General features: G+C 56.6%; 26 protein-coding genes and 1 tRNA gene. 13 read left to right on the plus strand and 14 right to left on the minus strand.

Features of this window, described 5'->3' with window-relative positions; translation table 11 throughout:
- Positions 1–141: 141 nt before the first annotated feature.
- Positions 142–480: a hypothetical protein gene (locus AC72UB_RS13190; RefSeq protein WP_505190195.1), complete on the plus strand. Its 339-nt coding sequence runs from the start codon at positions 142–144 to the stop codon at positions 478–480.
- Positions 481–536: 56 nt separating this feature from the next.
- Complete coding sequence (locus AC72UB_RS13195) at positions 537–1,244, plus strand: hypothetical protein (RefSeq protein WP_505190196.1); 708 nt, start codon at positions 537–539, stop codon at positions 1,242–1,244.
- Here AC72UB_RS13195 and AC72UB_RS13200 read toward each other — a convergent pair.
- On the minus strand, positions 1,210–1,743 hold the full coding sequence (locus AC72UB_RS13200) for a hypothetical protein (RefSeq protein ID WP_505190197.1): 534 nt from the start codon (positions 1,741–1,743) through the stop codon (positions 1,210–1,212). The two genes, AC72UB_RS13195 and AC72UB_RS13200, sit on opposite strands and share 35 nt — an antisense overlap.
- A gap of 257 nt (positions 1,744–2,000) precedes the next feature.
- Positions 2,001–2,483 carry a hypothetical protein gene (locus tag AC72UB_RS13205; RefSeq protein ID WP_505190198.1) on the minus strand — a complete coding sequence of 161 codons (483 nt, stop codon included), beginning with the start codon at positions 2,481–2,483 and terminating at the stop codon, positions 2,001–2,003.
- Positions 2,484–2,642: 159 nt separating this feature from the next.
- Between AC72UB_RS13205 and AC72UB_RS13210 the strand changes: the two genes are divergently transcribed.
- Complete coding sequence (locus AC72UB_RS13210; RefSeq protein WP_505190199.1) at positions 2,643–3,281, plus strand: recombinase family protein; 639 nt, start codon at positions 2,643–2,645, stop codon at positions 3,279–3,281.
- 551 nt (positions 3,282–3,832) lie between these two features.
- On the opposite strand, the gene AC72UB_RS13215 is transcribed toward AC72UB_RS13210, so the two are convergent.
- A complete protein-coding gene (locus AC72UB_RS13215; protein WP_505190200.1) occupies positions 3,833–4,207 on the minus strand; it encodes a hypothetical protein in 375 nt (124 codons plus the stop codon).
- A gap of 187 nt (positions 4,208–4,394) precedes the next feature.
- Between AC72UB_RS13215 and AC72UB_RS13220 the strand changes: the two genes are divergently transcribed.
- Positions 4,395–4,706, plus strand: a complete 312-nt coding sequence (locus AC72UB_RS13220; protein WP_505190201.1) for an H-NS histone family protein — start codon at positions 4,395–4,397, stop codon at positions 4,704–4,706.
- 864 nt (positions 4,707–5,570) lie between these two features.
- Here the strand turns inward: AC72UB_RS13220 and AC72UB_RS13225 are convergent.
- The 3 genes from AC72UB_RS13225 to AC72UB_RS13235 all read right to left on the minus strand — a co-directional run bounded on the left by AC72UB_RS13225 (position 5,571) and on the right by AC72UB_RS13235 (position 8,469).
- Positions 5,571–6,776: a site-specific integrase gene (locus AC72UB_RS13225; RefSeq protein ID WP_505190202.1), complete on the minus strand. Its 1,206-nt coding sequence runs from the start codon at positions 6,774–6,776 to the stop codon at positions 5,571–5,573.
- Positions 6,777–7,374: 598 nt separating this feature from the next.
- Positions 7,375–7,932, minus strand: coding sequence for a hypothetical protein (locus AC72UB_RS13230; RefSeq protein WP_505190203.1), 558 nt, complete (start codon positions 7,930–7,932; stop codon positions 7,375–7,377).
- 93 nt (positions 7,933–8,025) lie between these two features.
- The gene (locus AC72UB_RS13235; protein WP_505190204.1) at positions 8,026–8,469 is read right to left on the minus strand and encodes a hypothetical protein; all 444 of its coding nucleotides are present in this window, start codon (positions 8,467–8,469) and stop codon (positions 8,026–8,028) included.
- A 175-nt stretch (positions 8,470–8,644) separates the two neighbouring features.
- On the opposite strand from AC72UB_RS13235, the gene AC72UB_RS13240 reads away from it, so the two are divergent.
- Both AC72UB_RS13240 and AC72UB_RS13245 read left to right on the plus strand, forming a co-directional pair.
- A complete protein-coding gene (locus AC72UB_RS13240; protein ID WP_505190205.1) occupies positions 8,645–8,950 on the plus strand; it encodes an H-NS histone family protein in 306 nt (101 codons plus the stop codon).
- Between the two features lie 685 nt (positions 8,951–9,635).
- The gene (locus tag AC72UB_RS13245) at positions 9,636–10,049 is read left to right on the plus strand and encodes a VOC family protein (protein ID WP_505190206.1); all 414 of its coding nucleotides are present in this window, start codon (positions 9,636–9,638) and stop codon (positions 10,047–10,049) included.
- Between the two features lie 57 nt (positions 10,050–10,106).
- On the opposite strand, the gene tdh is transcribed toward AC72UB_RS13245, so the two are convergent.
- The 4 genes from tdh to AC72UB_RS13265 form a co-directional block, all read right to left on the minus strand.
- A complete protein-coding gene (gene tdh / locus AC72UB_RS13250; protein WP_505190207.1) occupies positions 10,107–11,132 on the minus strand; it encodes an L-threonine 3-dehydrogenase in 1,026 nt (341 codons plus the stop codon).
- Positions 11,132–12,319, minus strand: coding sequence for a glycine C-acetyltransferase (locus AC72UB_RS13255; RefSeq protein WP_505190208.1), 1,188 nt, complete (start codon positions 12,317–12,319; stop codon positions 11,132–11,134). Before AC72UB_RS13255 ends, tdh begins: the two co-directional genes overlap by 1 nt.
- Positions 12,320–12,463: 144 nt before the next feature.
- The gene (locus tag AC72UB_RS13260) at positions 12,464–13,024 is read right to left on the minus strand and encodes a helix-turn-helix domain-containing protein (protein WP_505190209.1); all 561 of its coding nucleotides are present in this window, start codon (positions 13,022–13,024) and stop codon (positions 12,464–12,466) included.
- 112 nt (positions 13,025–13,136) lie between these two features.
- Complete coding sequence (locus AC72UB_RS13265; RefSeq protein WP_505190828.1) at positions 13,137–14,531, minus strand: protein adenylyltransferase SelO; 1,395 nt, start codon at positions 14,529–14,531, stop codon at positions 13,137–13,139.
- A gap of 551 nt (positions 14,532–15,082) precedes the next feature.
- On the opposite strand from AC72UB_RS13265, the gene AC72UB_RS13270 reads away from it, so the two are divergent.
- Positions 15,083–15,235 (plus strand): hypothetical protein, encoded by a 153-nt coding sequence (locus AC72UB_RS13270; protein WP_505190210.1) that lies wholly within the window; start codon positions 15,083–15,085, stop codon positions 15,233–15,235.
- Between the two features lie 34 nt (positions 15,236–15,269).
- Positions 15,270–15,716 (plus strand): hypothetical protein, encoded by a 447-nt coding sequence (locus AC72UB_RS13275; RefSeq protein ID WP_505190211.1) that lies wholly within the window; start codon positions 15,270–15,272, stop codon positions 15,714–15,716.
- Positions 15,717–16,465: 749 nt separating this feature from the next.
- On the opposite strand, the gene AC72UB_RS13280 is transcribed toward AC72UB_RS13275, so the two are convergent.
- The 4 genes from AC72UB_RS13280 to pdxH form a co-directional block, all read right to left on the minus strand.
- A tRNA-Pro gene (locus AC72UB_RS13280) sits at positions 16,466–16,542 on the minus strand.
- A gap of 40 nt (positions 16,543–16,582) precedes the next feature.
- A complete protein-coding gene (locus AC72UB_RS13285; protein ID WP_505190212.1) occupies positions 16,583–17,068 on the minus strand; it encodes a DUF192 domain-containing protein in 486 nt (161 codons plus the stop codon).
- Positions 17,044–17,571: a cold-shock protein gene (locus AC72UB_RS13290; protein ID WP_505190829.1), complete on the minus strand. Its 528-nt coding sequence runs from the start codon at positions 17,569–17,571 to the stop codon at positions 17,044–17,046. The genes AC72UB_RS13285 and AC72UB_RS13290 overlap by 25 nt, the downstream gene beginning before the upstream one ends.
- A 126-nt stretch (positions 17,572–17,697) precedes the next feature.
- Positions 17,698–18,303: a pyridoxamine 5'-phosphate oxidase gene (pdxH, locus tag AC72UB_RS13295; RefSeq protein ID WP_505190213.1), complete on the minus strand. Its 606-nt coding sequence runs from the start codon at positions 18,301–18,303 to the stop codon at positions 17,698–17,700.
- Between the two features lie 115 nt (positions 18,304–18,418).
- Here pdxH and fabI point away from each other — a divergent pair, with 115 nt between their 5' ends.
- The 5 genes from fabI (at position 18,419) to AC72UB_RS13320 (ending at position 23,621) form a co-directional block, all read left to right on the plus strand.
- Entirely contained in the window at positions 18,419–19,252 is an 834-nt protein-coding gene (gene fabI, locus AC72UB_RS13300) for an enoyl-ACP reductase FabI (protein ID WP_463290687.1), read from the plus strand.
- Positions 19,249–19,863: a LysE family translocator gene (locus tag AC72UB_RS13305; protein ID WP_505190214.1), complete on the plus strand. Its 615-nt coding sequence runs from the start codon at positions 19,249–19,251 to the stop codon at positions 19,861–19,863. Before fabI ends, AC72UB_RS13305 begins: the two co-directional genes overlap by 4 nt.
- A 12-nt stretch (positions 19,864–19,875) precedes the next feature.
- Positions 19,876–20,397, plus strand: coding sequence for a xanthine phosphoribosyltransferase (gene gpt / locus AC72UB_RS13310; RefSeq protein ID WP_463290689.1), 522 nt, complete (start codon positions 19,876–19,878; stop codon positions 20,395–20,397).
- A gap of 82 nt (positions 20,398–20,479) precedes the next feature.
- Positions 20,480–21,658, plus strand: a complete 1,179-nt coding sequence (locus AC72UB_RS13315) for an aminotransferase (RefSeq protein ID WP_505190215.1) — start codon at positions 20,480–20,482, stop codon at positions 21,656–21,658.
- Positions 21,659–21,734: 76 nt separating this feature from the next.
- Entirely contained in the window at positions 21,735–23,621 is a 1,887-nt protein-coding gene (locus AC72UB_RS13320) for a peptidylprolyl isomerase (RefSeq protein WP_505190216.1), read from the plus strand.
- Positions 23,622–23,626: the final 5 nt, after the last annotated feature.

Raw genomic sequence — 23,626 nt, forward strand, 5'->3', positions numbered from 1 at the left:
AGCGCCTCTAACGCAACACGCGCCTTGAACGCCGCGTCATGGTTCCTGCGTTTCTTCATGTTCTGATCTCCTCGTTCTTGGAGACCAGCAGACGTCAGATCGTAGCTTCCGTCACTGTCCGATTTTCGGGGAGTAGCTCAGGTGGAGGCTGAAAATCCTTCCTCCCCGCTTGAAGAAGCGTTTTGGAACCGTGTCGTTGATTATGAAGATGTCTTGGAGGAGAAGGCTGGACGACCCGTCAAGGCACAGTATACCCGACGTGCCGTTAAAGCCTCATCAGTGCATGACTTTCTGACTACATTGATGCGGAAGGGTCATACGCAAGGCTGGAAGTTGTTGAAGGGTGCTGATCGAACAGATGTCTCCTATGAGACTGTAATTGATGAGTTCTCAGATCTGTTTGATGAAGAGGTGGTTAAAGAAGCTCGGGAACGGCTCAAGCGCAAGAAACCCGTTGATCCCAACAGTGATCCTCATTGATTAGGGATTAGACCTTCGAGCAGCATTCAGCTGACGTCAAAGCATGTGGAAACAGAATGGCTGCGAAACGGTACTGGCAGATCAAGTCAAGGAAACAGCACATCCGCCTGTGGTTTGAGTTCCTGAAACTTGCCCACCTTGATCCAGCATTGCAGGACAACCTGAAGAAATCAGCCGAGTTCTATGCGCCATGGGGGGATGTAACGACAACGCTGTTCGACCCTTGGTGGGCACAGCACAAACACTTGTTCGGCGATGACAGGGTGATGGAGGTCAGCAAGGTCTCGCAGCACCCAAACCTGATGACGATTCAAGTGCCTTTGAATGTTGCAGTGTCGACGACGATCAAAGAGGTCAAACGATTGATCGAGGAACGGCAGGAGCAAAAGCTACGGGAGCTTGGCGTTGATCCATCAAACCGCAAGTCAAAGGTCGTTGGGTTCAGCAAATACGAGCTGAACGCAGGACCAGAGTTTTCGGGGAAAGCGTACAACGGCATCTTGTTGATGTACCGTTACTGGGTCGAACTTGGACGCCCAAAGCCATTCAATGACAGTGTGATTGATGCCCTAAGGGCTAAGTTCGATGCTCGACCGAACAACAAGACGTCAGATCGCCCAGGGTTCACGCTGCAGGACAAAGACGTGCCCGCCAAAAAGAAAAACCTCCGATACGATGACGATGTGGTTCGCCAGTATCGGAGGTATCTAGAGATTGGCAGCAGAGTTGTTAGCTCGACGTCACTTGGTCGCTTTCCGCAGTGATCCCGTAGGTTTTTCGCATCACTCGTTCGAAGAAGTCACAGAATTCTCTTAGTTTCGGGTTTTTCGCTCGAAACTCTGTGACTACATCCAAATAACTACGAAAGATCGCAGTCTCATACTCTTTAAAATAAATTGCAGAGTAACCCAAGCTTGGCTCTCCCTTCAAATTCCGAGATCTCTGAACTTCAAATAAGAAGTCAGAGTTGATCCACTTTCGACCGTACTCGCAGCCCTCTATGAGTACCTCACAAGCTTCGTCGGTTAGCTGCAAATGTCTAGTTCCGTATTCCTTCATACAGAATTGATCGAACTCTTCCCTTGTCGAAAAGGAAACAGAACCTTCTCTGCCCTGACCCACTTCATCTTCACGGTCACTCTGCTCAAGGTCATATAAATGATTAATTAGCAGCTCAGCGGCAGAGTCTTTCTCGTACTCTGCGTCATAGTCAGCCCCCAGGTTTTCATCACGCCGATATACGTTCAATTCATTGCAATTCATGTTTTCATCCTTTGATTTGTAAGTTGGTATGGTGTTATTGCCATTTTTAAAATATATTCCATCCTTTATGCAGAATTTAGGACTTCAGTTTTTCGAACCGCTGTCCGAAATTCACAAAGCAGAACAAAGACGTACCTGACAAAAAGAAAAACCTCCGATACGATGACGATGTGGTTCGCCAGTATCGGAGGTATTTGAGTGCTGAGGATGGAACCGTCAGATTGGCATCTGCTGGATGATTTACCTATTAAGAATAATTAAATATGGGTTTTCCCGATTCGAGTTACAATTTTTGGCTCTATTTTGGCATAGTAATTTTTAATAAAATCGATCTTATTAGGGTCCCCTTCGCTTTCCTTGATAAATTGATCTCGAAACGATCTTGAGAGATCTATTTCCTCTTCAAGCCATTGCGCCCTTGTCCCCTCTTCGATATCACAGTTTGAAGTTGACATGAACACAACTGCGTCGTTGAAGATGAAGGTGAAATAGTCATCATACTTTTGTTTGAGAATTCCAATCAGTTCGCTTGAGTGAAGGACCAGCATTTCTCTGTCTTCTCTTGCCCTGAATGAAATTTCAAACAAATCAAGGAATTTCTGAGTCGAATGATTAACCGCATTCTTCAGGTCGTTTAGATCCTTCTGGCGAAGCTGTGTAAAATACACAGCGGTTCCTCTTTGGCGGATGTAGCATTTGTTTTCGGATTCGGTGCAGCTTACAAAATTTTCTTTAGTCATGTTTGGATCTCCTTTTCCATATAACCGATATGCCATCTCTCACATTCAAAATTTAGGACTTCAGTTGCTCGAACCGCTGTCCGAACTGTTGTCAAATCCCTCAGTTCCATTGATGCCGTACCCAGCAGACGTTGGTTTGTCGGTTACGGGGGCAAGAGGATGGTCGAATATGTGGTCTATTATCGGGTATCGACCGAGCGTCAGGGCCGATCAGGACTTGGACTTGATGCCCAGCGGTCGATGGTTGATCGCTTCATCCAGCCGACCGACACGATCACAGCCGAGTTCACGGAAATCGAGTCTGGAAAGAATGACAAACGGCTAGAGCTGTGGAAGGCAATCAGCCTCGTCAAGAAGACCAAGGCAAAGTTGTTGATCCCAAAGCTGGATCGGTTCTCCCGCAAGGTGTCGTTCATCGCTGGGATCATCGACCAAGGGATCGAACTGGTTGTTTGCGAGTATCCCAACGTCAACACGTTCTTCCTGCACCTTCTCGCTTGTTTTGCCGAGGAAGAGCGTCGTCAGATTTCTGAACGGACCCGAGCAGCCCTTGCCGAGGCTAAGAAGCGTGGACGACAGCTAGGCGTTAACGGCAAACGACTTGCCGAGGCTCGGAAGCAGCAAAAGCGTGAGTTTGTGGAGGCAAACCTACTAGCCTTCAGGGTGATCTGGGATCAAGCCCCTTCCGCATCTGAGGCAGCACGTCGATTGAACGACGCAAAGCTAGAAACCCCAAAGGGGACAAAGTGGTACCCTGCCACTGTGCTGAGCTTTGCAGCCGTGGCAGGGCTGATTTGATTACTTGGACTTCTTGAACCGACCACGGATCGCTTCCGAGGCGGTTTCAAACCGGTGGAGGGGCGCTACTAGTCCCAGAAACAGCAACTGCGATTAGCACAAGTAGCAGCAAGGGCAACAGAACTCCCCCCGAAGATGCAGCAGTCTCCGCTACCACTACTTCCTGCTCCATGGTCGGCTCAACGACCCCACCTGCGTAAGCACCTTGGGTTGCAAGAGCGCAGAAAGCTCCCGCCAAGAGTATCTTTTTGTTCATGTCGTTTACCTTCTATTGCTGCAAAGCAGCTGTGGCGTCCAAGAGGGCAACCCCTGCAACAACACCGCCCTCGTAAACACTCTTTCGTGAAAAGAAGAATAATGCAACGACCCATAAAATAGGAAAGCGCTTCGCTTTTGCGTCATAGCCAGAATGTGACGATGTCTTCGAGCGCTTGTTTGGTCCGACCACCATCGGCACTGTCGATTGGTTAAGGCTCCAAGCAAAGCAGTATCAGCCAAATCAGAACTTGTTGGGCATTTTGGGTTTAGAATTGCAGACGTGTGACTTGAACTCACCTCGACTTCCTAAACCTACTACGGATTGCCTCTGAGGCGGCCTCAATCTGTTGATCGAGATCCCCTGATCGAACCATAGTTTTCAACTGATCGATCTTCGCTGCCACGTCTTCCAACGATTGGCACAGGATCGCTGACTTGCCATCTCCGATCGGCAAGGGTTTCTTGGCATAGCGAACCTCAAGATAGAACTTGCCGCTGTCATCCGCCCAGAACCACATCCTGGGCGACCAGTGACCAGCCGCAAACCGTGCGACTTCTGCGGATTGCTTGGTAAGCCCTTCGATCAGTCGCTGCCGTTTGATCGCTGCCGAATTTGCCTTTGGACGTTCTGTGACGTCAACGAATACGAAATTTGATTTGGCAGCCATGTTGTTCTCCCACTAACCGCAACAATGGCGTCCAGAATTCCAGAAAAGATCACAACGGAGAACAATCCAAAGGCATGTCCCTCTCTATAATGCCTGATACATGGCTTCTGCTTTAAGATGTATTGCAAATGAGATGGAAGAACCCTATTGATCGCAGATAGAGCAATTATATTAGGTTTGCAAAATCATGGATCTGAACAACCTCAGCCTCTCCGAGCTCAAGAAACTTCATTCTGACGTGACCAAAGCGATTGATGGTTTCGGGGATCGCAAGAAGAAAGAAGCCCGTTCTGCACTTGAAGCAAAAGCCAAGGAAATGGGTTTTTCCCTCGCCGAGCTGCTTGGCGATGCTCCAAAAGAGCGTAAGCGTGGCGCCGTAGCTGCGAAGTACTGCCACCCCGAGAACTCCAGTCTGACGTGGACGGGTCGTGGACGTAAGCCGAAGTGGGTCGTAGAAGCCCTTGCTGCGGGGAAAGCTCTGAGCGATCTCGCAATCTGACCTTGTAACGGGTCCTTACAGGGACCCGTTCACTATGCCCCAAAGTTTCGAAGGTTCCGTACCATCTCCTTCGACAACGGCAGGAACCGTGCGAACAATCGTTTGATCTGGTATGTTGCCGTCCTACCGATCATCTTAGAGCGTCAACAGATACAAGATCCAGTTGGGTTCATCAAACCAGTTGCAAATTCTGCACTCAGTAAAAGAGCTCATTCTCAATGTTGCTCCCAAAGTGCATACTCTTTCATGATTTCACGACCCCTCACCTAAGCCCAGCCCCCATAACATCGATAACTTTAATTATTGGGGTCGAGAAAGTCCAATAGCATTCCACTAACACTTTCAACAGGTATTCTCAAATCGTTCTTAAATACAGGCTCTCCATTTGATACAAGGCGAACGCTCAGCATTGAGGAAAAAAACACAAATATCTTACGAAGATTTGCACTACCTTTCTCAATATCCCTATTCAATTTCAAGAAGATGAATTGTGGATAAAACCTGCATATAGAAGAGATATTGTCAAATGAAATATTGTAATTAGTTGAATCGTATTGTGAAAATTGAAGGGAAAGATTTCTTGGTGGTCTATTGACCATTGCGTCCCATCTCCAATTTATTGATTTCTTATGGAAGACAAGGAAATAGCATCCATCATCAGGTTTTTTGTGTAGAAAGAGCTTTTCACTATCATCTTGGTAGGTATTATGAAAAGTCGGAAGTATTATATTGCGTCCTAGGATGGGCAGCGAGTCGATGCGCCACATTTCTCGTGGTGATACCATTTTTTAATTTACCCAGTTTTAACGTATTGTGAACTTATATTGCCATTACAGATCTAATTTCTAAAATCAAGGGCACCCTTCACTCACCAAAACTTTGCAGGTTCCGTGCCATCTCCTTCGACAACGGCAGGAACCGTGCGTAGAAGCGTTCGATCTGATCGACCGACGTCCCAGCGTTCTTGGCGAGGTTGAAGATGTTCACCCGCCCATCGCTGTTGATGATCCTCATACAGATGGCAGTATGGCGCAAGGAATAGAGCGTATGCGTTTTGCCCGTTACCGCATCGGTCTCGAGCCCTGACACCCTCAGAACCTCATTAAACAACCGCTGCACCATACCCGATGCCGTGGTTCGATTTTCCCAGCGAGGATAGAAGATGTAGTCCTCTGACTTTGCGTTAGGATATCTCTTCTTGATCCGCTCATACACGGACACAGCCGCCTCCATCGTGTTGGCTGCCCGAAACCCTGTCTTTCCATCACGGACCGTGACGATCAAACGCCTTGGATCATCTGCAATCGTGACGTCTGAATGCCGAATTGCATAAAGCTCAGACATGATCGGTCGAACGAAGGAATGGGTCAGAAACAACAGCAGGTCGTAGAACTCGTCATCAACCGCAAAGCCTCTGACCTGAACCCCCTGCCCCTCCATCTGCTTCACAGCCTTAAGCAGCTTCTGGTAGGCGTCGTCCTCCTTCGCCACCAAGGGCGCAAACCGAAAGAACGGTCGGGGATTGTCCTTCACCCTAGCCCTTGGCGTTGCGGGAACGTTGTCGATGACACCCTCATCCCGTGCGATCTTCAACACATTACGAAACGCAGCCATCAACGTATTCTTGCTTGAAGACGAAAGGTCAGGACGCTTCTTCTCAAGTTGGGCGATATAGTCCTGATAGGTGTTCGTCTTGAGCTGCCTGACATCCATCTCACCGAAGTGCCTCAGCAGCCCCCAGTCTTCGTTCTGGATAGCCCAATGGATGGACTTGACGTAGCCATCGCTCCGATCACCCGCTTTGCCCTGTATCCGTGCCTTATGCAAAAGCTTCAAAGCGAAGTGGCGGAACGTGTAGCGGCTTTCGATCAAGGGCTCAGCTCTGAGCAACGACAGCGCAAGTTCCTGAGCCGCCGCCCTTGCCCTGATCGAGCTATCCTCGCCCGTCGATTTGACCAGGTATTTCTTGGTCCGACGATCCCAAATTCGAACGTACCACTTCGATGAACCACCGACCTTGTAGATCGATAAGCCCTTGTAAAGATTGATCGCTGATGGAACGTTGGTCATGTGGGCTGGGGGATCGTTACTTATAAAGCCGAGATATAACGTACCGTATAACCTCTTGTTTTATATGACAACCACTATAACTGTTAATCAATTGGTCGTAGGTTCGATCCCTACCGCCGGAGCCAATTTCCACCATCTTATCAATGACTTGGGCGCCACGTGGCGCTTATGTTGTTTTCGTGAAACGTGTTAACGCTTGGCGAAGCCTTGCGAAGCTTCACATTGCCTCACCGTGGGAATTTTCACCGGCGCCCATTGTCCAAAGGATCACGCGCTGGCGATCTCCCACCACAAATATGCCCAAAGGGCGGATCTCAAGATCCTCGGCGAACTTAGAGGCGGTTCACAACCTTGAGACACCCTCTTAGCGACCAGAGCCCTTTTGAACACCTTCAGCGCATGCCTTTTGTATCGGCCGACGCTCAATCTCTCGCGAACGCTTAAGCTCATCAATTTTTGACCACATGGAGCGGGAACGGCGGTCGGAAGCAGTGCTTCGCTGTCTTGATGTTATTCGCCATAAGTTGTGAACGGGACATGTGCCACAAGATCACGACACTGCCGGACAACCCTTTAAAATCGTAGGGTTTCCCGTGATCTAGAACTTGTCGAGATTCTTAATTCGCGCCTCCCAAAGCCTATTTGTACCAATGCTAATGTAAAGCCACGTGTCGGTTCCACTGAAGGTTATGCATCGAACAGATCCTGCCCATGTATCATGAATGTAATTGTATTCGTACTGCCGATACTGACCATTCACGCCATCCCATTTTTGAGGCTCCTTGTCGAACTTTGGTATCAAAACTTTACTCAGATCATCGGCCGCTTCTCTGCACGACTTCTCGTCTCCGAACGGATGCCCAGCCTGAACCTCCTCAACCTTCTTTGTCCCACTATCAAATGTAAGGGTATAATACTCAAAACCCGGATTTCGTTCGGGTGGGACCACATCAACGTTATAAAACGGATCTAAACCGTAACCGTCCTCTACAACTGTGGTTGGGTCGATATCGTAGGCTTCATAGTTCTCAGACAATTGAACGCCAAAAAGCCTACTTGGCTCAGCCTCGACTGGTGCTCCAAAAGAGGCAAGAAGAAGGGGCGCCACAAACGTCAAGGCGCCTGAACACAGAGCGTTTCCTTTAGTCGTTCTCATTCTTCTTCCTTCTCACCACCACATGTTTAGGCGGGTTTTCTTCGATCAAAACATGCGATCTGGTGTTACTGTCACATGCTTATCTTCAAGTGGTTAGGGCTTGAAGTTCGAGGACCAGTTGCCCTCAGACGTCATGATTTCAACAAGTAGGATATTGCAAGAATTTGGCACATAGACCGACAAAGCCTCACCAAAGACGCCAACAAGCGGCAATCCTTCGGTTGGGTCGGAAGATTGGTCAAGCGGCTCAACTGCCTGACCCGTGATTGCCTTGCCCAGTGCCTCAACGGCGTCATTCACACTTAATTCAACAGCGCCGTTCATGGTTGTCGCAATCGGGCAGTTTCCTTTGTTCACGACGATGCCGTGAATTTCAAGTCGGTCCGCCATCACGATGAAGTCTAACCGCTTCACCTCGACCAGATCATCATAGGACCACTTGACAGCATACGGCGCTGTTTGGGCATGCGCGGAACTCCAAGTCAGACCAATGGTTATGATCGCGATAATCGCAAGTATATGCTGGGCAACCCACATGTGACCTCCATAAGTCATCTGGGAACGTTTTTTGAGACTTAGCAGCAGATGAGCAGATGCAGAACTGCTACTTGATAAAATGCATTCGTCCTTATGAACTGATGTATTGCAGACGCAATTAATTGGCCCTATCAGAACCACATGCAATTATAACAGGTTTGCGCCCAACATGGATATGAACACACTGACCCTCTCGGAGCTGAAGAAACTTCACACAGAGGTGACCAAGGCGATCGATAACTACGAAGATCGCAAAAAGAAAGCTGCCCGTTCCGAGCTTGAAGCCAAAGCCAAAGAAATGGGTTTCTCACTGGCAGAGCTGGTTGGCGATGCGTCTAAAGAGACCAAGCGTCGTCCCGTTGCGGCAAAATACTGTAACCCCAAGGACAGCAGCCTTACTTGGACTGGTCGTGGACGTAAGCCCAAATGGGTGGCAGAAGCCCTTTCTGCTGGAAAAACCTTGAGCGACCTGGCAATCTGACCCTACAGCGGGCCTTGAGTTGAAAGGCCCGCTCACTTTTTCTGCTCGTGGCGGTGCGCCATGTGTTTCGGCAGCGGCCGTGGCTGATTTTAAAAGCCGATTTTGCAGACGATCGCAGCAGCCTGCTGGATAAGACAGCCGTTTCGCAACTGTGCTGCGCTTTTGATGTTCCGTTCCAAATGGCATTATAACCCTGAATTAGATCTTTACTGCATTACCCGCCACACTGTCTCTTCGCAATTCAGGATACTGCAAAACCCAGTTGAGCCACCTGGACACGATACCAGACGCCGTGGATCTACACTGCTTTGCAGCCAAAGAATTGATGTGCCCACCTTGCCTCCGGCTGGCAACACTTGATCCAATTGGTCACACCAACAACCGCTTTTTTCGCGTTGGCGGCCCGCATCCATGCGCAGACCACCATTCAACATGTCAATGCGACAGTGCACAGCGCGTCCAAAGCAAGATAACAGTTAGGGCAAAATCTCGAACTGCCTTTGGGCCGACACATGTGCTTGGCCGTGAAGAGAACGTCTGCACCACGCTCCCCCATGGTCCCTCAATCACCGCTTATGCCCGGTCAGCATTGCCGCTATACATCCGCAGAATGCGGCGTCTACTGTGACGTCGGGCATCCGCAAGACGGCATGTTCCGTGACCATCAAAAGCAAAGGTTGAGGCCATGAAGCTAGAATTCCACCACATCAACTATGTCTCAGAGAACGTCGATCGGCTGCATGACTTTTACACCAAGATTCTTGGCTTGGGCGATATTCCCACCTCGTCTTTCCCAAGACCTGATGCGACAGCCACCAGCGGGTATGCTGGAAAAATCAAGTTCGCCACGGACGGTCGTATGCAAATGCACCTTGCGACCAAGGATCTGACCGTCGCTTTTAAGAACAATGAAGTGATCAACCCTGTGGAGCGCGGCCATATCGCCTTTCGGACAGACGACATCGCAGCGTTTAAGGCCCTCCTTGATCAGCACGGCATCCAATACTCAGATTATGGGACGGCCTTCGCGAAAGAATGGCATCAGGTCTTTTTTCATGACCCAGAAGGCAATGTCATCGAGGTGCATCAAGCGGTGTGACGCCGCCCCGCTTCAGACCGCAAACAAAGCGGTAAGAGCCAAAGCCGGCCCCACGCGTCACGCCCAATCCAAAACCACCTTGCCCGACAGACCCGAACGCATCGTCTCGAACCCTTCTGCGAAGGCCTCGGCCTTGAAGCGATGCGTGATGACACGGCGCACATCCAGACCGTTTTCCAGCATGGCGATCATCTTGTACCAGGTTTCAAAAATCTCGCGGCCATAAACGCCCTTGATGGTGATGGCCTTAAAAACGATGCGGCTCCAATCCACGGGCGATTTGCCCGGCGGGATGCCTAGCATCGCAATGCGCCCCCCCATCACCAAATTGTCCACCATCTGATCCAGCGCCTGCTGATTGCCGCTCATCTCCATGCCAACGTCAAATCCTTGGGCGATCTTCAAAGACGGAAACACCGACCGCAAATCGGTCGTGGCCACATTCACCGGCACCACATCGGCCACGGTTGACGCCAGATCCAGCCGCGCCTGATTGACGTCCGTAATGACCACATGCCGCGCACCCACGTGGCGGGCCACGGCGGCGGCCATGATGCCAATAGGGCCTGCACCCGTTATCAGTACATCCTCGCCGACAAGATCAAAACTCAGGGCCGTGTGCACAGCATTGCCCAAAGGATCCAGGATCGCGCCGATCTCATCGTCAATCGAATCTGGCAAGGGCACCACGTTGAACGCCGGAAGACGCAGATATTCGGCAAAAGCACCGGACTCATTCACCCCAATGCCGCGCGTCGCTGGGTCCAGATGGAACTTGCCCGCGCGCGACTGACGGCTCAGCTTGCCAATCAAATGCCCCTCGCCCGAACAGCGCTGACCAATCTCCAACCCTTCAACCAAAGCCCCCTTGGCCACGATCTCGCCTGCAAACTCATGGCCCGTGACGAGCCCCACCGGCACGGTGCGCGCGGCCCAGTCATCCCAGTTCCAGATGTGGATGTCTGTGCCGCAAATCCCGGTTTTCTTGACCTTGATCAGCACATCCTCCGGGCCAATCTCAGGCACCGGGCGCTCCACCTGCCACAGCCCGATTTCTGGGCGCGTCTTCGCCAAAGCCTTCATCACAGCACCCCCGTTTCACGACCCGCCGCAGCAAAGGCCTCAAGCGCAAAATCCAAATCGGCTAAGGTCAGCTTGGCATTCATCTGCGTGCGAATCCGCGCCCGCCCATGCGGCACCACAGGGTAGAAGAAGGCCGAAACCATCACGCCGCGCGCATCCAAAGCCCGGGCAAAGGCCTGCGCCTTCGGCGCCTCCCCCACCATCACCGGAATGATCGGATGCTGACCAGGCAAAAGATCAAACCCTGCCGCCGCCAAGCCCGCCCGCCAATGCGCGGCATTGCGGAAAAGATCCGCCCGCAGATCGTCGGCCCCCTCCACAATCTCCAAAGCCGCCAGCGCCGCCCCCACCACCGCCGGGGGCAAGGCATTGGAAAAGAGATAAGGCCGCGCTCGCTGCCGCAGAAGGTCAATCACCGGCTGCGGACCCGCGATATAGCCGCCCAAAGCCCCGCCCAAGGCCTTGCCCAGCGTGCCGGTCAGGATGTCGACACTCACCCCGGCATGGGTCGGCGTGCCACGTCCGCCCGGCCCCATGAACCCCGTGGCATGGCAATCATCCACCATGGTCAAACAGTCATAGGCATCAGCAATCCGGCGGATTTCGCGCAGATCGGCCAGATAGCCGTCCATCGAAAACACACCATCCGTGGCAATCATCACAAACCGCGCGCCACCTGCCCGCGCCGCCTGCACTTGGGCCTCCAGATCAGCCATATCGCCGTTCTGAAACCGGAACCGCCGCGCCTTGCACAGCCGGATGCCGTCGATGATCGAGGCATGGTTCAGGCTGTCCGAGACAATCGCATCTTCCTCACCCAACAAAGGCTCAAACAACCCGCCATTGGCGTCAAAACAGGCGGCAAACAGAATGGCGTCCTCCATCCCGAAAAACCGCGCCAAGCGCGCCTCTAGGGCCCGGTGCAGATCTTGCGTGCCGCAAATGAACCGGACCGAGGCCATGCCATACCCATGGCTCGCCATCGCCGCCTCCGCCGCCGCCACAAGCCGCGGATCATCGGCCAACCCCAGATAATTGTTGGCACAGAGGTTCAACATCCGCCGCCCACCAATCGTAACATGGGCCCCCTGAGCGCCCTCGATCAGCCGCTCACGCTTCATCAACCCATCGGCCTCAATCTGGGCCAAGGTTGCACTCAAATGGTTCAAAAATCTGGAATCTGTCATGGCGGAAATCCTCCAACTTAACGGATAATTCATTTGATCGGCGCGAATGTCAAGATAACGGAATAAATCCATCAAAACGGAATACGCCTTCAATGCGGCCCAGATATCCTCGGGGGGTCCGGGGGGCGAAGCGCCCCCGGGGCGTCAACTGTCCTGAACGATCAAAATGGCGCGCGACGGCCCGCCCTCAGCCCGAATGGCATGGGGTCGGTCAGCCGGATAGCGCGCCGTGTCACCGGGGCCCAAAAGGCTTTCCTCGTCCCCCGACACCACCCGCAGCGCGCCCTCGACCACGGTCAGGTGCTCGCGGCATCCGGGGCTGTGCGGCTCGCTTTCCAGCGCCCCCCCGGCCCCAAAGCTCAGATCATAAACCTCATGTTCACCCACCGCCTCGGCGGGCGACAGGATGCGGATCGACACCGCTATGCCGCGACCCAAGATAACTGGCGCTGCCGCTGCACGGATCACCACGATCCCCGGCTCGGGCTTGCCTTCCAAGAGACCTGCAAAATCCACCTGCAAGGCTTGGGTCAGGTTCCACAAAGTCGCCACCGTGGGCGAGGATTCGCCGCGCTCGATCTGGCTGACCATGCTGCGCGACACGCCCGAGAGCTTGGCCACCGCATCAAGCGACAGCCCACGCGCCTTGCGCGCCTCGCGCAAGGACGCCGCCAGCCGGTCATGGATATCGGAACGCGGATTCATGGCAGCACCCTGCCCAAGCTCGGGGCGGCTCGTCAACCGCAACTTCGCCCTCGTCGTCGACTTCGTCGCTCCTCGGCCACGCCGACGAGACGCCGCAGGCGCACGAGGAGGCTCAGGTGCCACAAAATGTTACATAATCGCCAAAGCCCTCGGGCGCGGGCAAGGCAAAGGCCTCACGTCCCATGGCAGGCTCAAACGGACGGCGGATCTCGGCCACAAGGGCATGAAACGGCGCCATGTCGCCCGATGTGGCGGCCTGCAAGGCCGCCTCGACCAAATGATTGCGCGGAATGATCGCCGGGTTCACGGCCCGCATCGCGCCAAGGTCAGGACCCATCGCCTGCCAGCGCTCCAACCAGCCCGCCAACCCCTCTGCCATGCCGCGCACCCCGTCGGACCCCGTCTCAGACAGGCGGCGGAAGAACAGTGTCCAGTCCAGCCCCGGCATCAATCCCAGCAAATCGCCCACGAGCCCCGCATCAGGTGCCGCAAGCCCGAGCTTCGCCGCCATCACCGCCTGAAACTCGGCCTCATAAATCTCGGCAATCGCGCCCAGCCGCTCATTGGCCAAAGCCACCGCGCGGGCCTCATCAGGATCAAAGAAGGGCAGCAGCGTTTCGGCCAGTCGCGCCAGATTCCACCCCAGAATCAGCGGCTGGTTGGCATAGGCATAGCGCCCCTGCCGGTCGATGCTGGAAAACACCGTGCCCGGCGCATAGGCTTCCATAAAGGCGCAGGGGCCATAGTCGATGGTCTCCCCCGACAGCGCCATATTGTCGGTGTTCATCACCCCATGCACAAAACCCACGCCCATCCACTGCGCAATCAACCGCGCCTGCGCCCGCGTCACGGCATCAAACAAGCCCAGCGCGTCACCGGGGGCAAGATGCGGGTAGTGGCGGGCAATGGTGTAATCCAACAGGGCGCGCAGCTTGTCCGTCTCACCCCGCGCGGAAAAGAACTGAAAACTTCCCACCCGAATATGGCTCGCCGCCACCCGCGCGACGACGGCACCGGGCAATGGACCAGCCTCACGCCACACCGTCTCACCCGTCGCCACCACGGCCAGCGCGCGAGTCGTGGGAATGCCCATCGCCGCCATCGCCTCAGAAATCACATACTCCCGCAACATCGGGCCAATGGCCGCCTTGCCATCGCCGCCGCGCGAAAACGGCGTGCGGCCTGATCCTTTCAACTGGATATCCCAGCGCCGCCCTTGCCCATCCAGGAATTCGCCCAAAAGATGCGCCCGCCCATCGCCCAACTGGGGTGAAAACCCCCCAAACTGATGGCCCGCATAGGCCAGTGCAACAGGCTCTGCCCCCGGCGGCAGGGCCGCACCAGAAAACCACTGCGCCGCGTGGGCCTTAATCCCCGGGTCCAACCCCAGATCGGCGGCAAGGCTGTCATTCCACGCCACCAGCACCGGCGCGGGGGCCGCATCAGGCGCCAGCCGCAGGAAACTGCCCGGCAAGTCCCGCACCCAGCTGTTGTCAAACCCGATCATCGCCGCCGCCCCCGTTTGCACCTGTGCCAGATATGCCCCGCTGAGGGCACGATGCAAGACCATGGCACAAGACAGCACTGCTGGGGCTGCGCCAGAGTTACGCCCATTGAGGGTTTGACCCGGGGTTATTCAGGTCTCAGAGTATTGAAAACTGGCCGGGGCGACAAAATTCCCGGCCTCCAGCCGACAACGCAAAAAGCCAAACCCATCAATTTTCGTCCATCAAGACCACGAAATAATAAATAAAATCAGAAATTTATGTGAAGAAGCTTCGCGACGACAAGTCACCTTCAAGCCCTCACCCTCCCGTTGGATGGGTTAAACACCACAACACCAGATATCGACAGGAACATGAGGACCCACACAGGGAAAGCGACGTCGATGAACCTTAGGTTTTCATCCCCCGTTTCGACAATAGTGGCAGCGGCTCGGCGGAAACGGTCTTCTCAGTCGGCGCTTGGCTGTCCGACCGATTTTGCTGAGTGCCCGTGCTAGACGGATCGGGCTCCTCGATCAGCGCTAAAGGTTGCCAACATGCGGACAAGATTTTCATGATCATCTCGGCAGAAACCGCGAAAACTGACACGGCAAAAGGGATGCGTGCCTTGGCTCCAATGGTTCTGAAAGTGGCCCATCATCAGGTGGTGTTTCTTTGGGTTCATGGACAGGCGGAGATGACCGAAGATGAAGCCGGGGTGCCATAAGCCGCCCCACCTCCCGTCACGAAGGAAGACGCAAATGCCCATCGCAATCGCAATCGACACTGGCGGAATCATCCCGGTAATCTTTCAATGTGACAGCGCCGCCGACCTCTTGGCAAAGCTGCGCGAGATGGTCTTTGCGCCCGACCTGCAGGATGTTGATGCCGCTCGGGCTTGGTTGGCCAGCCTGCCCGGACCCTTTGGTTGGTATGAGACCGCCGGCGAGGCGCAGGCCGTGTTGGCTCGCATGCAACACGGGGCCGACATGACCCCCACCCAGATCGCAGAGGCGCGTGCGCGCCTTGGCCTATCGCGCGCCAGCTTTGCAACTGCCATTGGCATCGGGGGCAACGCCAACACCCGCCACAAGCGTATCTTTGAGATCGAGATCGGCAAGGTCCAGCTTAACCCATCTGCGACCCGAGCACTGCGGGCTTTATTGGTGGCTCATGACATGCGCGACAAAAAGGATCCCCAGTCCTGACAAAAGCCCTCTGAGCGAACCGTGGGGCGTGCAGTAAAGGGTCGATGATGGAGCTTGAATTCGCGATCGAGCCGCAAGAGTGGACTCTACTCTTCCCACCGGCGGCCCGCATCAAACGCGCGCCGATGGATAAGTCTTAGCAAGACCAGCTACACCTGGGCAGATAGGCCGAACGGTCACCAGAAATGTTGGACACAGCCACCGCGCACACGGCACATGCAAAGAGCGCACCTTGACGAGACGACAGACCTGCCAACCAGACATTGCGCGAAAACGGGTTGGGGCGAGAGGGTTCGCCCTCCCCACCTAAGGCTCCCAGAACCGGGCTGACCAAATGAAATACCTAAGGCCGACATGAAAGCCTTGGCATACAATATATATTTCAATGCCTTACTTGCAGTTCGCAAACCAAGAATGCCTCCGGGTTCCCCGAAGGGCATTGCATTACCAGTACTGGCGGCACCATCCATGTTCCAGCCAGCAGGGCCACCTTCCAACGACGAAGCCCGAGAGCGTCTCGCGCCCTGCGGATCGCAGAGACCTTAGCAGCGCAACCTTACGCGCCCACGCTCACTTAATCGCTGTCGTTTCCTACGTCACTAAGCAAGCGGCGTATCTTCTCCATCGCCGCCGCGCTCTCCGCCAGATGAGATGCGAAGACGGCGTCCGACAACCGGTCGCCGCGAGAAGCGACGTGGCGAACCTGCCAAACAGACAGAAAACCGCGGGCCATGGTTTTTGATAAATGATGGTCGGGGCGAGAGGATTCGAACCCCCGGCCTACGGTACCCAAAACCGTCGCGCTACCAGACTGCGCTACGCCCCGACGCGCGCTTCCTAGCTGGCTTTTTCAGGAATGAAAAGGCTTAGGGTGCCTCACAAGGCCAAACGGCAAAATTGGCGGCAACCGCGGGGTGGCGGAGCACGGCACCGGGACCAATTCCCATGCGACTAGCAAGCCCTCCATTGATCTCAAACGCAAAGGCCACATCCGGGCCACCATCGATCAAGGCCTCGCTCAGCGGCACGGCGTTTTCATGCACCCGAGTCACCAACCCGGCTTGATCGACAAAAAGGATGTCCAACGCCAAGGGCGTATCCTTCATCCAAAAGGTCGCATGTTTGGGTTCGGGAAAGACGAAGAGCATGCCAGAGGCCATCGGCATCTTTTCGCGGAACATCAGCCCGCGCGCGCGCTCATCCGGGTCATCGGCCAATTCGACGGAAAAGCGGTGGACGGTGCCTGCGGTGTTGCGCAGTTCAAGGCTGTCCGGCGCGCATTGTGCAAAGGCGCTGCCCCCGACCACGGCGGCAGCGCAAACCACATTCAGACCCGCAACGCGCTGTCCCATGATACAACCTGCACCGCCATACGCCCACGTTTGCCGTCTACGATGCGCAAACCAACGGCCTCGCCCGCTTGCAGATCGGCAAAGCCAGAATGGCGCAGAACCTCGATATGCACAAACACATCCTCGGCGCGGCCGAACACATTGGCAAAGCCAAAGCCCTTGCCCTTGTCGAACCACTTGACCCTTGCCGGTTCCACCGGCAGCGCGGCCAAATCTTCCAACGAGCCGTGGACCGCGTCGTCCTCCAAGGGGAACGGCGCACCCACCGGCGGCTCGATCTTCAAAACCTCAACCGCCTGAATTCCGCGCTGCGTGCGCTGAACGCTCACCGTAATGCCAGCCCCGTCGGCAATCGAGCTTTGCCCGAAGTTGCGCAGGATATTGGCATGCAACAGAATGTCCGACGGCTCACCCTCGGCAACGATGAATCCAAACCCCTTTGAGGGGTCAAACCATTTGACGCGTCCCTGAACGGTGTGCGTCGTACCTTCTTCTTCCATCATAGCCGAGCCGTTTCCCCAGATAGAGCCCATCCGTGTGACATGCTCCCAAACCTTTGGCGGTTGCAAGTCAAATCCGCCATTCTTTTGGGCTAACGCGGGGTCTCTTCCGTTCACGAAGCGCGAATTTCAGGGGTTTAACCGCTGCACGTCCCAAGCGTCTTTTGCCGACTTGCGGGTCCAACGAAAGCGGTCATGCAGCCGAAACGCGCCGTCCGCCCAGAACTCAATTTCCACCGGTTCAATTCGGAACCCACCCCAGAACGGCGGGCGCTTTGGGGTCGGCCCATGGGTCACGGTGATCTTGGCAACATCGGCCATCAAGGCGCCACGCGACGACAAGGGCTGCGACTGCTGGCTTGCCCATGCCCCGAGCCGGGATTGCAAGGACCGCGAGTTGTAATAGGCATCAGCCTGCGGTCCCTCCTCACGGGTGACCGTGCCGCGCACTCGGATCTGGCGGCGGAGCGACTTCCAATGCATCACAAAAGCGGCCTTGCCCGATTGCGTCAGCTCTTGCCCTTTGGCGCTGCCGTAATTGGTGTAGAACACAAAGGCCGCGTCCTCGATGTCTTTCAACAGCACCATGCGCACATTCGGCAGGCCATCGGCATCCACCGAGGCCAGCGCAATCGCGTTGGGGTCATTGGGCTCGCTCGCCTCAGCCTCGCCCAGCCAAGCCCGCGCAATGGCAAAGGGATCCTCGCCCGCAAAAATCCCGCTCCGGTCGCTCATCTGTCCGCATCCTTATGTTCCCGACGCCGCAGCCCGCCCCGCCCGCACCCTTGCGAGCGGCGGGGCTTTGGCCTATTCGTCTCATTCACAATCAAGGGTGGGCGGGGAAGACAAAATGTCAACCGGACTGATGGCAGGAAAGCGTGGCCTCATCATGGGGCTGGCCAATGACAAATCGATCGCTTGGGGTATCGCCCAGCAATTGGCGGCCCATGGCGCAGAAATCGCCTTTTCATATCAAGGCGAAGCGCTGAAGAAGCGGGTCGAACCTTTGGCCGCATCGATTGGGATGAATACCTTTGTCGAATGCGATGTCGCAAGCGACGACAGCATCAATGCGCTCTTTGACGAACTGTCGGCCAAATGGGGCAAGATTGATTTCTTGGTTCACGCCATCGGCTTTGCCGACAAGAACGAACTGCGCGGCCGTTATGTTGACACCTCGCGCGCCGGGTTCGCCATGGCCATGGACATCTCGGTCTATTCCTTCACCGCCGTCTGCCAGCGCGCCGCCGCCATGATGCCCGAAGGGGGCAGCCTTTTGACCCTCACCTATTACGGCGCCGAAAAGGTCATGCCGCATTACAACGTGATGGGCGTGGCCAAGGCCGGGCTTGAGGCGTCGGTCAAATATCTGGCCGAAGACCTTGGCAAAGACGGCATCCGTGTGAACGCCATTTCCGCCGGCCCGATCAAGACACTTGCCGCCTCTGGCATCGGCGATTTCCGCTATATCATGCGCTGGAATGAGTTGAACTCGCCCTTGCGCCGCAACGTGACCCAAGACGAGGTTGGTAAGGCCGCGCTTTATCTGCTCTCCGATCTGGGCTCCGGCACCACGGGCGAAAACTTGCATGTGGATGCCGGCTATCATGCGGTCGGCATGAAGGCTGTGGATGCGCCGGATATCGATGTGGTCACCGCCAAAGCCCAAAAGGGTGAGGCATGACACTTGCCGCCTTCACGGCAGCTTGGTTTTTGCACTTGATCGCCGCCGCAAGCCCGGGGCCTGCCGTGTTAATGGCCGCCCGCACCGGCGTGCGCGAGGGCTTTCGAACCGGGGCTTGGCTTGCCGTAGGCATCGGCATCGGCGCGGTGTTTTGGGCCGTGGCAGCGTTGTTTGGGCTTGCCATACTGTTCAAGGCGGCCCCTGCCCTCCTGTGGGGATACAAGATTGCGGGCGGTATGTTTCTGTGCTGGATTGCGTGGCACATGTGGCGCCACGCAACGGACCCTTTGGTTATGGATGCAGAAGGCCAGACACCCCGCTCGGCACAGTCGGCGTTTCGCTTGGGGGTGGTGACGCAACTGTCAAACCCGAAACCGGCAGTCTTCTTTGGGGCCGTGTTTGTGGGCACCGTGCCACCGGGCACAACATTGCCTTGGATTGGCCTGTTGCTGATCGCGATCTTTCTGAACGAACTGATCTGCAATATTGTCGTCGCGCGTGCGTTTTCCTTTGACGGCCCACGTCGGGCCTATGCCCGCCTGAAAACCGGAATTGACCGGAGTTTTGGCGGTATCCTCGCCCTGTTGGGTGTCAAAATAGCTGCAACTTGAACGGAGCCTGCCATGAATGACCGTCTGCCCCACGAAAAAGGCTTTCACGTCTCTTGGGACCAGATCCACCGCGATGCCCGCGCGCTGGCGTGGCGGCTGGATGGCAAGGGTCCGGGCGAGGGCGGCACGTGGAAGGCTGTGGTCGGCATCACCCGTGGTGGCCTTGTGCCCGCGATGATCGTCAGCCGCGAGTTGGACATCCGGGTGGTCGACACCATCTCGGTGAAATCCTATCACGCCGGCGGCGGGGCCGCCGATCAGCGCCAAGAGGCGATGGTCATCAAATCCCCGCAGGCCGATCTGATGGGCGACGGCACTGGCGTCTTGATCGTCGATGATCTGGTCGACAGCGGCAAGACGCTGGAACTGGTGCGCAGCCTGTATCCCAAGGCGCATTTCGCCACGGTCTATGCCAAACCCAGCGGCAAGCCGATGGTGGACAGCTATATCACCGAGGTGAGCCAGGACACATGGATCTTCTTCCCGTGGGATATGGCGCTGCAATACGTGCAGCCCTTCCGCGGCAAGGACTGATCCCTCCTCGGGCGCCTTCGGCTTCTCGTCGAGGGGCGCCTTCGCGAAGAGCGGCGCAGCCGACGATGAGCAAGGACATAAGATGACCCACCCCCTGAACCCCGCCATGGCCGCCACATTTGCCCCGCCCGTCATGGAGGCGCGGCGCTGGTTGACCGGGGTCACCTTCTCGCCAGAACGCCCGCTCATCAACGTCAGCCAAGCGGCCCCGGTGGAGAGCCCGCCCTTGGGTCTGCGCCAGACCATCGCGGATGCGGCGCTGAACAATCCTGACGCCCATCTTTACGGCCCCGTGCTGGGCCTGCCGGCCCTGCGCGCCGAGATTGCATCACAATGGTCGGCCGCTTATGGCGGCGCCATCCAACCCGATCAGGTCGCCATCACCCAAGGCTGCAATCAGGCTTTCTGCGCTGTCATGGCCACGCTGGCTGGCGCCGGGGATGAGGTGATCTTGCCGACCCCGTGGTATTTCAACCACAAAATGTGGCTCGACATGCAGGGCGTCAAAACCGTGCCCCTGCCCGCCGGGCCCGGCCTGATCCCCTTGGCCGAAGATGCCGCCAAGCTGATCACCGAGCGCACCCGCGCCATCGTTCTGGTCTCGCCCAACAACCCCGGCGGCAGTGAATACCCCGCGGAAACGCTCACCGCCTTCCACGCCCTGGCCCGCCGCCACGGCCTTGCCCTGATCGTGGACGAGACCTATCGCGATTTCGACAGCCGGTCCGGTCGCCCGCATGAACTCTTCACCGATCCGGACTGGGCGCGCGACTTCATCCACCTTTACTCCTTCTCGAAAACCTACCGCCTCACCGGCCACCGCGTGGGCGCGGTTGTCGCAGGCGCTGACCGTCTGGCCGAGATTGAAAAGTTCCTCGACACCGTCGCCATCTGCCCCAGCCAATTGGGCCAGATCGGCGCGCTTTGGGGCATGCAGAACCTGTCGCAATGGGTTGCAGGCGAGCGGGCCGAAATTCTCGCCCGCCGCGCGGCGATGGAGGGTGGTTTCTCTGCCCTGCCCGACTGGAAGCTTCTGGGCTGTGGCGCCTATTTCGCCTATGTCGAACACCCCTTCCCGCTCGCCTCGGATGCGCTGTGCAAACGGCTGGTGGCAGAAGCTGGCATCCTGATGTTGCCCGGCACGATGTTCCAGCCCGAAGGGTCTGAGGCCGGGAAACGCCAGATCCGCATCGCCTTTGCCAATGCCGATGCGGCCGGGATCGCGGAAATGTTCCGCCGTTTGGCGGCGTGGCGGGCCTAAGCCCATCTTGCCCCCTCGCCCTTGACCCCTTAGACAGTCTTGCAATTCATTCATCCCCTCAGGGAAAGCCATACCGATGTCAAAAGCGCCGCAATCCACCGATCACGACGACACCCCGCGCAAAAAGAAGGGCGGCAGAAGCCTTGTGGTCTGGGTTTTGGTCGCCATGCTGATCGCGGGTCTCAGCGGCTTTGGGGTTGAAAACTTCGGCGGCGCGACGGCCAAGATCGGCCGCGTCGGCGAGATCGAGATTGAAGCGAATGACTATGCCCGCGAAATGCAGGGCCAAATCAACACCCTGACGCGGCAGTTTGGCGCCCCGGTGTCCATGGCCGATGCACGTAGCTTCGGCGTTGACCGCCAAGTGTTGGCAGGCCTTGTCAACCGCGCCGCCCTCGACAATGAGGCCGCCCGGTTGGGCCTGTCGGTCGGGGATGCCACGGTGGCCGCCGAACTTGGTAAAATCTCGGCCTTCCAAGGCATCAGCGGCACATTTGACCGCGAGGCCTATGCCCTGACCTTGCAGCAAAACGGCACCAACGAAGCCGCGTTTGAGGCCAACCTGCGCCGCGACGTGGCGCGCGCGCTCTTGACAGGGGCTGTGGCGGGTGGCGTGGTCTCGCCCGCGCCGCTGACCGATACGCTGGTTGCTTACGCGGGCGAAAAGCGCGGCTTCAGCCTTTTGGTGCTTGACGACACTGCGCTGGAGGCCCCGCTTGCCGCACCGACCCCAGCCGAAGTGCAAGCCCATTACGACGCCAATATCGCCACTTACACCCGCCCCGAGGCCAAGCGCGTCGAATACGCGGCCCTCTTGCCCGAAACGCTCGCGGCCAACATGGAAGTGCCCGAGGATGAGGTGCAAAAGGCCTATGACGCGCGCCTTTCTGAATTCATGATCCCCGAAAAGCGCCTTGTCGAACGGCTGGTCTACCCCGACGAAGCCGCAGCCCTTGCAGCCAAGGCTCGGCTTGACCAAGGCACGAGCTTTGACGATCTGGTGGCCGAACGCGGCCTGACCTTGGAAAATGTCGACCTTGGCGATGTCACCCGCGAAGAGCTTGAGGGCGCAGCCGATGCCGTGTTCGCCCTGACCGAACCTGGCACCGTCGGCCCCTTGCCCTCGGCTTTGGGCCCAGCCCTTTACCGGATGAACGCCATCTTGGCCGCGCAGGAAACCACGCTTGAGGCCGCGCGGCCGGAACTGCTGCTAATCCTGCAGACCGAAGCTGCGGCGCGCGCCATTGCCGACAAGGTCGAGGCGATTGATGACGCCTTGGCCGGCGGGGCCACGCTGCAGGATCTGTCCACCGAATTCGGCATGACCCTTGCCAGCACCGACTATGCCGCCGGTGCCGAGGACAATGACGCCATCACTGGCTACACCGCCTTTCGCAGCGCGGCCGATGCGCTAGCCGAGGGCGACTTCCCCGAGGCGATCCTTTTGGAAGATGGCGGCCTCGTCGCCATGCAGCTTGTCGAAATCCTGCCGCCAAGCCCGGTTCCCTTGGATAAGATCACCGACAAGGTAACCGAGGCGACCCGCGCCGAGGCGCTGGCCCGCGCGCTGGCGGCCAAAGCTGCCGCCGCCAAGACTGCCGTCGAGGCAGGTGCGGCATTAGAGAGCCAAGGCACTGTCACCGCTGTCGCCCCGACCGATCGTCAGGCCACGCTGGATGTTGGCCCTGCGGTTGTCTTGGAGACCGCCTTCCAAATGCAACCGGGCGAAATCCGGGTGATTGAGGCGGGCAGTTTTGTGGCGCTCTTGCGCCTTGACAGCATCACCGCCGCCGAGGTCACCAGCGAGGAAGGCCAAGAGATGCAGGACGCTATCCGCCAGAACCTTGACCGCTCCATCGCCGAAGATATGGCCGCCCTGTTCACCGCCACCGTTGGCCAACAGGCTGGCATCGCGCTTGATCAGGCCGTGATCGACGCGGTCAACACCCAGCTTGGCAATTGAGGGCT

It is taken from the genome of Allotabrizicola aquatica (SeqCode), from assembly GCF_965194375.1.
Classification (GTDB): Bacteria; Pseudomonadota; Alphaproteobacteria; order Rhodobacterales; family Rhodobacteraceae; genus Tabrizicola_A; species Tabrizicola_A aquatica.